Source organism: Shewanella sp. MBTL60-112-B2 (assembly GCF_019655055.1).
Lineage (GTDB): Bacteria > Pseudomonadota > Gammaproteobacteria > Enterobacterales > Shewanellaceae > Shewanella.
Genome location: NZ_BPFA01000001.1, coordinates 175,649 through 189,222 on the forward strand (window position 1 = coordinate 175,649; position 13,574 = coordinate 189,222).

Sequence of the window (13,574 nt, forward strand, 5' to 3'; positions counted from 1 at the left end):
TTTCGCTAGCCATTGAGTGGGAGGAGTTTGCTATTGAGTAACAATCCGCTGGCTTCAAAAGTGTGTGTGGTGTGTTTAAGGCCATTTAACTGGCGTAAGAAATGGCGTAAGGATTGGGAGCAAGTCAAATATTGCTCTAAGCGCTGCGCAGGTCAAAGACTGAGGGCTCATAACACTGAGCTAGAGTCTGATAAGGAGCAAGCATGAGTGAGTATAAGCCGGTAAAAAGATTGCGGCTGATTTTAGGCGACCAACTCAATGCTGCTCACTCTTGGTATCAACAGCAAGATGATGACACCTTGTATGTGATAGCCGAACTACAGCAAGAAACCGACTATGTAAAACATCATGTGCAAAAGGTTTGTGCTTTTTTCGCTGCGATGGAGGCTTTTGCAATAGCGTTACAAACAGCTGGGCACAAGGTGGTTCACTTAACGCTCGATGACACCGCACAATACGCAGGCTTACCTGCGTTATTGCTTGAGTTAATAGAGCGGTATCAAGTGAGCGAGTTTCACTATCAGCTACCCGATGAATATCGGCTGCGTAAGCAGTTGTCGCTGTTTTCTCGCGAGCTGTCTATTTCTTATATGGCTTTTGAAACCGAGCATTTTTACCTGTCAGACTCTGAGCTAAAGGGTTATTTCTCTACAGGCAAAAAGCATCGCTTAGAGCATTTCTATCGCAAGCTGCGTCGCCGTTTTAGATTATTAATGCAAGGCAATGAGCCCGCTGGTGGTCAGTGGAATTATGATGCCGATAATCGGCAGAAACTCAAGACAGCTGATTTTGAATCCGTACCTGCGCCTTTGGTGTTTGCTAACGATGTTAGCGCCATATTACAGCGGCTGCAGCGCCATAATGTTACCAGTATTGGCACTGCTCATACGGCATTGTTATGGCCTGTTAATCGTAAACAAGCCAACGAATTATTGCAGTCTTTTTGCCGTAACTGCTTAATTAATTTTGGTCGCTTTCAAGATGCCATGACCCATAAGTTAGACGCGTCTGCTACGCAGGTAAGCGGCGAGTTAGCGCTCAGCTCTGAGCCAGAGATTGAGCCAAACTCAGCCCTTAAAACAGAGCAAGTTGCGATTGCTGAATATAAAAAACAGTGGAGTTTATATCACTCAAGATTGTCGTTTGCGCTCAATGCCAAAATATTAAGTCCACAACATGTGGTCGATAGTGCGATTGCCTTTTTTAAGCAAAGTGATGGTGCGATTACATTGGCGCAAATAGAGGGTTTTGTAAGGCAAATCCTAGGTTGGCGAGAATTTGTCAGAGGCGTGTATTGGGCCCATATGCCTGATTACGCCAGCCTTAACCATCTTAATGCTAATCGTCAATTGCCACGCTGGTTTTGGGATGGCAACACCAAGATGAATTGTATGCAGCACGCTATTAAGCAATCTCTCGAATACGCTTATGCCCATCATATTCAGCGGTTAATGGTAACCGGAAACTTTTGCTTAATCGCCGGCATTGATCCCGATGAGGTCGACGCTTGGTATTTAGGTATTTATATCGATGCTATCGAGTGGGTAGAAATGCCCAACACCCGCGGTATGAGTCAGTTTGCCGACGGCGGTATTGTTGGCTCCAAAGCGTATGCTGCTAGCGGTAACTATATCAATAAAATGAGCGACTACTGCAGTGGTTGCCATTATGAGGTTAAGCAAAGTCACAGTGATAATGCTTGCCCGCTGAATGCTCTTTACTGGCACTTTATGCAGCAACATATTGACGATTTTAAAGCCAATCCGCGCACGCGTATGGTTTACGCCAATTGGCTAAAAAAGCCAGAGCAGACACAGCAACTTATTTTACAGCGGGCTGAGCATTTACTCGCCCATATCGATAATTTATAAGGATATTGATAATGAAACATATTGGGTTTGATGACATAGATAAGATGGAGCAACGCGCGCGTGCACGCTTGATTAATAGTTTATCAGGATTTAAAAGCGCCAATTTAGTCGCAACGATAAGTGAAGATGGGCATAACAATGTGGCCATTATTAGCTCGTGTTTTCATCTGGGAGCTAGCCCTGCATTAATGGGGATGGTTATTCGCCCCGATAGTGTGCCGCGCGATACCTTAGCCAACATTGAGCAAATGGGCAGTTACACTATTAATCATGTATCGGCCAAGATTTATCGGCAGGCGCATCAAACGTCTGCGCGTTATGCCGCAGGTGTGTCTGAGTTCGAAAAAGTTGGTTTATCTGCTGAATTTGTCGCGGGTATTGAAGCGCCTTTTGTTGCTCAAAGTCAGCTAAAGTTCTCTCTAGAGGTGCGCGAGATTATGCCGCTGGCAATTAACGGCACTATTCTAGTGATTGGTGAGATCACCCATATTATCGTCGATGAGTCAGGCTTAAAAGCGGATGGCTATGTCGATATTGAAGCGCTGGAAAGTGTTGCCGTGTCAGGGCTTGATAGCTATCATCAAACCCAAAGGTTGGCGCGCTTAAGTTATGCTAAACCTGATAAAGCCTTGGCGACTTTATCCATCGATGGCTGACAGCTTGCAGCCAATTCAACTAGCAGATTTTAAGTTTAATGGCTGTTTATATCTAAGGGTTATTTAGCACTAGCTTATCTAAGTTTGATCTGCATCAGCACAAAAAAACATCATGCCTGCTCAATCAAGTTGTACTTGATTGAGCAGGGGGATGAGTGTCAGATCTCAAGCTATTAAACCGTAAGCTATTAAATAAGAATCTATTAGATTGCAAAGTAAGCGACAGTAAGCTGATTACTCTGCTTAAAGTCTGCATCTCAATTGGGCTTTGCTTAATTTTACTAGGGATCTACCTGCATAGTTTTAACGACACGATTCATGCTATGGGTGTTAGCGGTATTATCATTAGCGCCGTATGCGTGGCCTTTGGCATGGTGTTGTCGTTGCCGACCAAAATGTACCTGACTTTTGTTTTGGTAAAACGCGAAGCCGATAAGAACCAATAAGTTAGCTTCAGTTTCAAATCTATACTTTAGTGACAAGTATTCAATAACCTACCGCTGATTAAATCTAATCAGTGATTTTAGTTAATTAACCCAAGACTAATGCGCTAAAAACACTGATAATTCCCCATTACGTTTATTTAGCCTTAGCACTCGTTTGAGCGAGATGCTCATTATTGAGCAAATGACTCAACCCCTAGAGCTGCTCAATAGGTAACGCTCGCAACAAAGTGGAAATCATATTCAATGGAAATCAAAGTTAACTTTCTCGATAATCTGAGATTAGAAGCCAAGTTCGATGACTTTACCGTCACCGCCGATCAGCCAATCCGTTATAAAGGTGATGGCTCTGCACCGAGTCCATTTGATTACTTCTTAGCGTCATCTGCTTTGTGTGCGGCTTACTTCATTAAGGTGTATTGCAAAGCGCGCGATATTCCGACTGAAAACATTCGATTATCACAGAACAATATCGTTGATCCTGAAGATCGTTATAACCAAATTTTTCAAATTCAGGTTGAGCTGCCAGACGATATTTCTGATAAAGATCGCCAAGGCATTTTGCGTTCAATCGAGCGTTGTACCGTTAAAAAAGTGGTACAAACTGGCCCTGAATTTAAGATTGAAACCGTTGAAAACCTAGATGCAGACGCCAATGCGATGCTGATGGGACAAGATGATAGTGACGCGAGCACCTATATCTTAGGTAAAGATCTACCGCTTGAGCAAACCATTGCCAACATGACTGGCATGCTGGCCGAGCTAGGCATGAAGATTGAGATCTCATCATGGCGCAATATCGTGCCAAACGTGTGGTCGCTACATATTCGTGATGCAGCATCACCTATGTGTTTCACCAACGGTAAAGGTGCAACCAAAGAGAGCGCGCTTTGCTCGGCATTGGGCGAATTTATCGAGCGTCTAAACTGTAACTTCTTCTACAATGATCAGTTCTTTGGTGAAGAGATTGCTAACAGTGAATTTGTGCATTACCCAAATGAAAAATGGTTCGCGTTAACTGACGATGACTCACTGCCGACTGGCATTCTTGATGAATATTGCCTTGAGATCTACAACCCAGAAGGCGAGCTTGCCGGTTCTAATCTGATTGATACTAACTCAGGTAATATCGACCGCGGTATTTGTAGTATTCCATATACTCGTCACTCAGACGGTGAAACCGTTTACTTCCCATCAAACCTGATTGAGAACTTGTTCTTAAGTAATGGTATGAGCGCGGGTAACAATATCCAGGAAGCGCAGGTTCAGTGTCTATCTGAGATCTTTGAGCGTGCGGTTAAACGCCAAATCATCGAGCAAGAAATTATCCTGCCAGAAGTGCCAATGAGCGTACTTGAAAAGTACCCAAGTATTCTTGCCGGCATTAACGGTCTTGAAGAACAAGGCTTCCCAGTTGTGGTTAAAGATGCATCATTAGGCGGTCAATTCCCAGTTATGTGTGTGACCCTGATGAACCCAAAAACTGGTGGTGTATTTGCCTCATTTGGCGCGCACCCAAGCTTTGAAGTGGCATTAGAGCGTAGCTTAACAGAGCTTCTACAAGGCCGTAGTTTCGAAGGCTTAAACGATGTACCAAAGCCAACCTTTAACAGCATGGCAGTCACTGAGCCTGAAAACTTTGTTGAGCACTTTATTGATTCAACCGGTGTGATTTCATGGCGCTTCTTTAGCAGCAATGCTGAGTTTGATTTCTGCGAGTGGGATTTCTCTGGTACCAACCAAGAAGAAGCCGACAGCTTATTTGGCATTTTGGCTGACTTAGGTAAAGAGGTGTATACCGCTGAGTTTGATCAACTCGGCGCGTCAGCGTGTCGTATGTTGGTACCTGATTTCTCTGAAGTGTACCCAGTTGATGACTTGATTTGGGATAACACCAACAAGGCGCTGGAATACCGCGAAGACATTTTAAATCTGCACTCGCTTTCTGATGAAGAGCTAGTGGACTTAGTTAACCGCTTAGAAGAAAGCCAGCTAGATAACTACACTGACATCCGCACCATGATTGGTATCGTGTTTGATGAAAACACCGTATGGGGTCAGCTAACCATTATTGAGCTTAAGATCTTAATCTATCTCGCACTGGGCGCAGCAGAAGAGGCGATGGAGCTAGTCGATAGTTTCCTACAGTTTAACGACAACACGGTTGAGCGTGGCTTGTTCTATCAAGCGGTTAGTGCGGTACTTGAAGTGGAAATGGACGAAGAGCTTGAGCTTGAACACTTTATCCATAACTTCAACCGTATGTTCGGCATCGATGTCATGCAAAACGTAGTAGGCACTGTTAGCGGTGAAGTGCGTTTCTACGGTCTAACCAAGACCAGTATGGCACTTGAAGGCATAGAGCCGCACTTACGCTTGATTGAAAGCTACAAGAAGCTGCATAGCGCCCGCGCCAAGGCTGCTGCAAAGTAGGCACTCACCTGCACGCTAAACAATAAATATTAGCTTGATTAAAGCGAGCCGTTTTTGATTAAACGGTTCGCTTTTTTATTTCTATTGATAACAGAAAATTATCGTAATAAGAAAATATCATAATTATTTATCTTGGTTTAATTACCTTAATATAGCGGCCATAGATTGCTAACGCTCGAGTGATAGCCACTCCTTGTAGCGAGAACAGCGAATGTGTTTTGGAGCTAAAGATGAAGTTTTTACATACTATGTTGCGCGTTGTCGATTTAGACAAATCAATCGAGTTTTACACTAAAGTGTTGGGCATGAGCGTACTTGAAAGAACCGACAATACTGAGTACCGCTACACCTTAGTGTTTGTTGGTTTTGAAGCCGGTGGCACCACAATTGAATTGACCTATAACTGGGACACCAACAGCTACGAAAAAGGCAGTGCATTTGGTCATATAGCGCTAGGTGTTGACGACATATATGCGGCTTGCAACAAGATTAAAACTCTTGGTGGCAAGGTGACACGCGAGCCGGGTCCAGTGAAAGGAGGCTCAACCCATATTGCCTTTATTACCGATCCTGATGGTTATCAAATTGAGCTTATTCAGTTGAACTAGTTTACCGCTCTGATTTATTACTTATATCAATATTTAACACCGCTCTGTGAGTCGCAGAAGTCTTAGGTTATTAATAGGCTGAGCAGGGTTGCTTAAGAGGAATTGACAATGAAAAACGCATTATTTCAACCCGTACAACTAGGTCGCCACACTCTCAATAACCGTATTGTAATGCCACCAATGACCCGCTCGCGCGCCACGCAGCCTGGTAATGAAGCTAACGATATGATGGCGACTTACTATGCGCAGCGTGCATCAGCAGGTCTTATTGTTGCAGAAGGCACGCAAATTTCACCTATGGGCCAAGGCTATGCGTGGACGCCAGGCATTTACAGCCCATCACAAATTGCTGGTTGGAAGAAAACTACTGACGCAGTACATGAAAAAGGCGGAGTTATTTTTGCCCAGCTTTGGCATGTGGGCCGTGTGACGCACCCAGATAATATTGGTGGTGAGCAGCCGATTTCATCTTCAGCATTAAAAGCGCAAGGCGTTAAGGTGTTTATCGATAATGGCAGCGATGATCCAGGTTTTGTTGAAGTGGTTGAGCCGCGTGAAATGACTAAAGCCGATATCGACATGGTCATTGGTCAATATCGTCAGGCCGCGCTAAATGCAATTGAAGCAGGTTTTGATGGCATTGAACTGCACGCAGCTAACGGCTATTTGGTGAATCAGTTTATTGATTCTGAAGCGAATAACCGTACCGACGAATACGGTGGTAGCATTGAAAACCGTTTACGCTTTCTAGATGAAGTGGTGGCAACTATGGTAGATGCCATTGGTAGCGACAAAGTGGGTGTGCGTTTAGCGCCATTTACTTCACTTAACGGCACAGTCGATGCGACACCGGAAGAGACTTATACCGCGGCGGCAGCGTTACTTAATAAGCATAAGATTGTGTATTTACACCTTGCTGAAGTGGACTGGGACGATGCACCTGAAACTCCGGAAGCATTTAAACGTGCAGTACGTGATGCATTTGATGGTGTACTCATTTACGCCGGTAAATATGACGCTGATAAAGCGGCGCAAACTGTCGCTGATGGTTTAGCCGATATGATAGGTTTTGGGCGTCCGTTTGTGGCAAACCCTGATTTACCTAATCGTATTAAGCATGGATTTGAGCTTGCCACGCACGACCCTGCAACCTTGTTTGGTGGTGGCGAAAAAGGCCTAACTGATTACAGCGAATATAATCAGTAGCATTAGCTACACTTCCTAATTTAAAATAGTCAGTAATAGCAATCCCATGTGGATTGCTATTTTGTTTTTATGCTGACTATTTTGATGTCGTCACTTCTCTCCATATCAAAATAACGTATCTATCTTCTTTTTAAGAGTGCTCAGAATGCGCGGAGTCTTGTATCTTTTTATCGCCACCTTATTGGCCGCAATGGGCTGGATTGCCTCAAAAGTTGTGGTGCAATCGATGGCGGGAGAAATGTTTATCGCGAGTAGGTTTATCCTTGCAAGCCTGATTTTAGTGCCTTTTTGTTATAAAAGTTTGCTTAAGCTAAGCGCTAAGCAAGTGCTATCGGCTTGCGGAGTCGGGGTGTTTTTAGGCTTAGCATTACAGGTTTGGATTTATGCGGTTTCAATAAGTGATGGCTTATCTGAGGGGGCGTTTATCATGAGCTTAGCCATGATTATTGCGCCGCTTACCGCTTGGTTACTGTTCCAGGTTAAGCCTAACCGCGCTTTTTGGATTGCGCTGCCCGTCAGTGTTAGCGGCATGATGCTAATGAGCTTAACCAATGGCTGGAAGATGGAATCGAGCCAGTTATTGTTCTTACTCGCATCGGCATTGTTGTCGGTACATTTTGTCATGAACAAGCGGATTAGCGGTAACCTTAAACCTCTAGTATCTATTTGTTTGCAGCTATTTGTTGTTGGTTTAGTCGGCTTGTTATATACACTATATACTGAGCCTGAAGCCGTAGAGTTTTCTAATCATTTGCTAGTCTGGTTTGTGCTTTCGATTGTTATGGCTACTTCGGTGCGTTACTTATTACAGACGATGGGACAGTACAAGGTCAGTATGGAAACCGCTGCGTTGCTAATGATCTTAGAACCTATTTGGACTCTATTGCTCAGCATTAGCGTGTTGGGCGAGACGCTAGAACCGCAAAAGCTACTCGGCGGCGGGGTGATTTTTGTGTCACTGTTTCTCTATATTAAGTTATCGCGGCGATTTGCTAAGGAAGAGCAGGCAAAGGCGATACAAGCTGAGACCGTAAAAGCATAGAAGGTACTAGATCCTAGGAGAAGCTGAGAAAGGTCCTAGGTTTTAGGAGAGACTAAGACGGAAAAACGGCTTTAATCTTACTTTGTAGGGCGGGCTTTAGCCTGTCACCTTTTTGCTTTTCCTAGCAGGGCGAATCCCGTTCTCGCAGCGAAGCGTCTTAGAGCCTAGGACCTTCTTTAATATAAAAAGCCAGCTAATTTAGCTGGCTTTTTACTATTATGGATTAAAGGTTAGCCAACAAAAATCATGAAACCCTTCAAGATAACGGCGTTGACGATATCGACAAAGAAGGCACCTACAATTGGTACCACCATAAAGGCTTGTGGTGATGGACCAGTTCTTGATACCAGTGCGCCCATGTTCATTACCGCTGTTGGTGTCGCACCAAGGCCGAAACCACAATGGCCGCCAGCCATAACTGCGGCGTCATAATTGCTGCCCATCATTCTAAATGTCACAAAGTACGCAAACAGTGCAAGTACTGCTGTTTGCACGACTAAAATGATCAGTAGTGGAATCGCAAGGTCAAAAATTTCCCATAGCTTTAGGTTCATTAACGCCATAGATAGGAATAAGGCGAGAGACACGGAGCCCAGCACATCGACACATTCGCTGTTGATCTTATAACCGCGAGAGATCTCGGTGAGATTGGTAATGATCACGCCAATAAACAGTGCATACACAAACTCGGGCATTTTTAGCCAGCTTGCGCCGACAGCCTCAATGAGTGCACTGGTCCATTTCGCACCAGCCACACAGAGCAGCATAATAAACAAAACTTCCAGTACGCTCTTGGCAGTGACTCTGTCTTCCTCAAACTGGTCATAGGTGACCAGATCGGGATGATCTGTATGGTGGTTACCACCAATACCGTAACTTGATACTAGGTTATTCTTGTTGATGAGTCGCTGCGCCACTGGGCCGCCGATAATACCGCCCATCACCAAACCAAAAGTAGCCGCCGCCATGGCAAACTCAAGCGTGTTGATGCCGTATTCAGTTTGGAAGGTATCAGCCCAAGCTGCGCCAGTTCCATGGCCGCCAGATAGCGTAATAGAGCCTGCAATTAAGCCCATAAAGGAATCTAAGCCCAGTAGATTTGCAAGGCTAACACCTACGATATTTTGGATAACGATAAATAAGGATGCGACACCTAGGAATAGAAAGACCTTACTGCCTCCTTTGAGTAACAGCTTATAGTTCGCCGCCAAACCTACAGTACTGAAAAACATCAGCATCAAAGTATTTTGCATCGATAGGCTAAATGCCACCGTTATATTGTTGAAGTGCAGCACGGTAATAAGTGCGGCTACTATCAAACCGCCGACGATGGGTTCGGGGATATTGTATTTCTTAAAAAGTGGAACATGACGATTAACCGCATGGCCGATGAAAAGCACGAGAATCGCAACTAAGAACGATTCTAATTCTCCAATTGTAAAGACTGTATTCATATGACTCCTAGCAAAATAGATAAAGGCGTTATGTAAAAAACACCAATTTGTTACTAAGTTTTTATTTTTATTGAGTTATTTGTATGTTGTCATGCCTTTGTGGCGGAACATACTGCCACACTTATTTATGTTTTAGATATCCCATATTTAGAAAACTGTTGCGTTTTTACATTAATTTTTTTTTAGAAATGGCCTGCTATAAACTTTAAGCCTATTAGGCTTTCTGTTTGGTGTGAAAGCTATTAATTCTGTTACTTTGGCTATACTTGGATGATTCGACTCGCTCTTTTGTCATTGCAGATTTAAACGCTGCGCTAAGGGCGAAGGTTAATCTGATTAAACTGGAAAGGAGTTTAAAGATGAAAGCCACACAACTAGTGAGTGCACTATTTCTATCTATATCGTTACTTCTCGCGCCAAGTGCCGTGGCTGAACCGCCACAAAAAGCTGAAAAAGAGCTGAATAAACGCCAGCAAGAACTAGATAAAACACTGCGAAAAGAAGAGAAGCAGGCAGCCAAAGATGCGCGAGAAGCCAGAAAGAATGCTGACAAGTATGATCGTGAAGCGCGTAAAGCAGCCGATAAAGATATGAAAGAGGCTAAGAAGGATGCGCAAGAAGCCAGAAAGGATGCTGACAAGTACGATCGTGAAGCACGTCAAGCAGCCGATAAAGATATGAAAGAGGCTAAGAAGGATGCGCAAGAAGCCAGAAAGGATGCTGACAAGTACGATCGTGAAGCACGTCAAGCAGCCGATAAAGATATGGAAGAGGCTAAGAAGGATGTGCAAGAAGCGAGAAAGGATGCTGACAAGTATGATCGTGAGGCGCGTAACAAAGCCGATGAACTTAAACGCGAAGTTGAAAAGAAGCCGATCCCAGCAAGGAACAAATAGAACAAATAACAAAGCCAGCAATTGATGCTGGCTTTTTTAGGTTAGCTCTAGCTTAAGCCAACTAGCTTAATTTTAGCAAGAAGGTTAAAAGTTGCTGCTTGCTATCGCGAACCCGATATAGGGTGTCCATGATAGGTTTAATGAGCTGATTTGCCGCTTTTAAGTTGCGCCTTTCATTACGTAAGCTTAGGCCTAAAACGGTTAACATGATAGCCCCAAAGACAGATGCACAGATTAGATACTGGCTACTATAATAGGCCGCAGTAATCGTTATGCCCAGTAGAAGTGCCACCAAAAATTTGGCGCAGAGGCAGGTTTTACCGTAGTCGACTACCGACTCTGGCATCAGCCATTCACCTTTGCTGATGTTGTAATAGTACTCAGCATAGGTATGGTTTCTCTTCTTACCGAATAAGCGTGAATAGCCTACCAGTAGGTAATCGCCAACATCAGTTGAGCTTAACATTGACTCAGGCAGACACTGCTCAAACCTTTCGCCTTGATTGTTTTCAACTTGAATGGTCGATTCTAGTCTAGAGTCTCGGCTACGATCGTAGTGGGTTTCGTATGTTGAAACTACATCGAGGCGGCTACTCGTTCGCACGGTATAAACGTCTACTTTTTCGGTTACTTGTGTCGTTACTTCTCGGTCAACCACTTGCACCATATAACACCAGGCATTGCTTTCTATTTGCTGGTTACGACCTAATACATGGCTAAAGACTAACGTGTCTTGATGATTACAGCTAAATTCGGCCAGTTTAGCTTGGCGCATCTGCGCAGCGCTCTTACAAGGTGTGGTTTGCTTTATAGCCTCCAGCGGATGGACTTTGCTACTGGTACAATTTTGTTGCTCGCTTGCCATTTCACTCGCTGACTCAGCAAAGGTTTCGGTTTTACTGATTTCAACATCTGTGCTTTCAACATCTTTGCCGTTAAGCGTGACGCTATTTTCTTGTTGTACTTGTTGAGACAGGCCACAGTGAAAGCAGTGATAGGCATGGCTGTGCAGCCGGCTTTCGCAGTGATGGCAAAATGTATCATCTTGCGCATTAGGGCGGATCAATCTGTGATAGCCCAGTTGTTCTTTACTGATCTCAACCAGCTCTTTAAGTGTGGCATTGATCTTTTCGAGTCTGGTGGACTCAAGTTGGAATTGTTTCTGGCCTTTACTATGTAGTGGCGCAGCCATCACCACACCGACAAACGTCCCAAGAAATAGCGCGGCTTCACCGGTTAGCCCCATGAGGCCCGAAACCAAAGCTAATAGAATTGCAACAAATACACTCACTGCAATAGGGCCTGCCCAGCCAGGATTTTGGGTGTTGTAATCTTTCTCTCGCGTCCAGCGCTGACCCACATCTTTATGACGAATAACAGCTGCGGCGTAGTCATTGTTTCTGACGGTATTTTTACTCACGTTAGCGACGAGTTCATGTTGCAACTGAATTTGAGTCGGCTCTAGGATAGTAAGCAATTCGCCTGGTTTGAGATCATTAAACTCACTATTTTCGGCATTGAGGCTGATCTGCTTGGTGCTACCGTCAGCAGCCTCAAGTATCACCCACCAGTATGAGTACTTAAGTCCGCCCTTGCTGCTTCTTTGATAGTGGTAGGTACTCTTGAGGACGCCTGTAAACAGTGTTGACTCCGGACAGCTTTGCTTTAGCTCATCAAGGATCTTGGGATGAAGCTCCAGTACACCTTTAAGTTGGCGTGCTTCTTCAAGCGTGTCGCCACACCGCGGGCAGTATTTATCACACAGGTACAGGGCTTCACCACAGTGATGAGAATGTTCGTTTAACAAGGTAGATCCTCTCAGAAAATCAATGTCTTGGGCCGACATCTTAAGTAGGGATATTTGAGGTTGGCGGATTCTATTCGAGTTTATACAGACTCAGCAATCATTTGCTTTAGCCTATGTGGTGTAGGTCAGACTAAAAACTCAAATATATTTGCTGACTGTAATGCTGATGGGTCTTGAGCGTATCCCTGAGTCTGTGGCGCCATAATTAATGCTTATGGGGGGAAGCAAACTCCTATCAGATAGAGCAGCTTGTTAGCTAAGATATTGAGGATTGATTGCGATTATGCCGACAAGTGACAACCGAATCGCAGGAAAAATAAGCACAGAGGAAGTGCTGTAATACCAATTAGAGGCAAAGTGATTTAGCTCTGTGCTTATTAGCTTTATCTTTGTAGCGGAAAAATGTTAACCAAGCAGTCTTTCAATATAAGGTCTTACACTCTCAACGCTATCACAGTAATTGGGAATAGAGGTGCTGTGGTAGCCATCACCAGAGAAGGCTCTGTCTATTTCGATTAACACACCGGTTTCAGCGCCATTATCAATAAAGGTAACCTCCAATTCTTTAGCGCCAAAGAATGAGCGAGACTCTGGTTTAAACTCATATTCTTGGTAGCAAGGCAGGTGTGATGCAAATCCTTGCGCACGAACATAGCCAACCTCAAGATCAGACTTAAACAAACGGTAGCCGCTGCTTTCAATAAGCTCTAATACCGCAAGCTGAGTATTTGAGGGCACGATAATCAAGGGATCTTTGTCTGAACCGTCGATACCATTTTTGATATCTAGACCTGTTTGTAGCCAAACTTTAGCGATTCTATGGCTAAATAGACTGGTGGCGGGGACTTCTGGATGCAGATCAAGGTTGAACTGACGAGTGATGGTTTCGCCAGGTTGAATCGTCTGCTTGAGCATAGGTTTCCAGCTTTGCAGTACTAGACTCTTGTTGTATTTGACTTCATCGTCACCGACTGTTTTCTCGGCTTTGGCTTCGGCCATAATCGCAAACTCAAGACCATTGAGCTCCTGTTCGACTTCGCCGCCTTTGATCACCACTTCTATAGCAAATGGCTCGCCAGCTCTAAGCTGCTCATTCAGTAAAATGGTATCGACGGTGGCCTTGCCAATACCGACGCTGGCTAAGATTTTCTTTAGCAT

12 protein-coding genes are annotated in these 13,574 nt (G+C 44.3%); 9 read left to right on the forward strand and 3 right to left on the reverse strand.

Annotated features, from left to right (window positions below; genetic code table 11):
- Positions 1-33 precede the first annotated feature (33 nt).
- From K5Q73_RS00750 to K5Q73_RS00785, 8 genes are all read left to right on the forward strand, one after another.
- The gene (locus tag K5Q73_RS00750; RefSeq protein ID WP_220758626.1) at positions 34-207 is read left to right on the forward strand and encodes a DUF2256 domain-containing protein; all 174 of its coding nucleotides are present in this window, start codon (positions 34-36) and stop codon (positions 205-207) included.
- On the forward strand, positions 204-1,871 hold the full coding sequence (locus K5Q73_RS00755) for a cryptochrome/photolyase family protein (RefSeq protein WP_220758625.1): 1,668 nt from the start codon (positions 204-206) through the stop codon (positions 1,869-1,871). The genes K5Q73_RS00750 and K5Q73_RS00755 overlap by 4 nt, the downstream gene beginning before the upstream one ends.
- Positions 1,872-1,882: 11 nt before the next feature.
- Complete coding sequence (locus K5Q73_RS00760; RefSeq protein ID WP_220758624.1) at positions 1,883-2,527, forward strand: flavin reductase family protein; 645 nt, start codon at positions 1,883-1,885, stop codon at positions 2,525-2,527.
- 230 nt (positions 2,528-2,757) lie between these two features.
- On the forward strand, positions 2,758-2,973 hold the full coding sequence (locus K5Q73_RS00765) for a hypothetical protein (protein WP_374706782.1): 216 nt from the start codon (positions 2,758-2,760) through the stop codon (positions 2,971-2,973).
- A gap of 243 nt (positions 2,974-3,216) precedes the next feature.
- Entirely contained in the window at positions 3,217-5,403 is a 2,187-nt protein-coding gene (locus K5Q73_RS00770; RefSeq protein ID WP_220758622.1) for an OsmC domain/YcaO domain-containing protein, read from the forward strand.
- Between the two features lie 230 nt (positions 5,404-5,633).
- A complete protein-coding gene (gloA, locus tag K5Q73_RS00775; protein WP_220758621.1) occupies positions 5,634-6,011 on the forward strand; it encodes a lactoylglutathione lyase in 378 nt (125 codons plus the stop codon).
- Between the two features lie 108 nt (positions 6,012-6,119).
- Positions 6,120-7,217, forward strand: coding sequence for an alkene reductase (locus K5Q73_RS00780; protein WP_220758620.1), 1,098 nt, complete (start codon positions 6,120-6,122; stop codon positions 7,215-7,217).
- Between the two features lie 145 nt (positions 7,218-7,362).
- Complete coding sequence (locus K5Q73_RS00785) at positions 7,363-8,259, forward strand: DMT family transporter (RefSeq protein ID WP_220758619.1); 897 nt, start codon at positions 7,363-7,365, stop codon at positions 8,257-8,259.
- A gap of 230 nt (positions 8,260-8,489) precedes the next feature.
- On the opposite strand, the gene gltS is transcribed toward K5Q73_RS00785, so the two are convergent.
- On the reverse strand, positions 8,490-9,713 hold the full coding sequence (gltS, locus tag K5Q73_RS00790; RefSeq protein WP_220758618.1) for a sodium/glutamate symporter: 1,224 nt from the start codon (positions 9,711-9,713) through the stop codon (positions 8,490-8,492).
- A 359-nt stretch (positions 9,714-10,072) separates the two neighbouring features.
- Between gltS and K5Q73_RS00795 the strand changes: the two genes are divergently transcribed.
- On the forward strand, positions 10,073-10,609 hold the full coding sequence (locus K5Q73_RS00795) for a hypothetical protein (protein WP_220758617.1): 537 nt from the start codon (positions 10,073-10,075) through the stop codon (positions 10,607-10,609).
- 61 nt (positions 10,610-10,670) lie between these two features.
- On the opposite strand, the gene K5Q73_RS00800 is transcribed toward K5Q73_RS00795, so the two are convergent.
- Both K5Q73_RS00800 and K5Q73_RS00805 read right to left on the reverse strand, forming a co-directional pair.
- Positions 10,671-12,416 carry a hypothetical protein gene (locus tag K5Q73_RS00800; RefSeq protein ID WP_220758616.1) on the reverse strand — a complete coding sequence of 582 codons (1,746 nt, stop codon included), beginning with the start codon at positions 12,414-12,416 and terminating at the stop codon, positions 10,671-10,673.
- A 405-nt stretch (positions 12,417-12,821) separates the two neighbouring features.
- Positions 12,822-13,574, reverse strand: a complete 753-nt coding sequence (locus tag K5Q73_RS00805; RefSeq protein ID WP_220758615.1) for a sporulation protein — start codon at positions 13,572-13,574, stop codon at positions 12,822-12,824.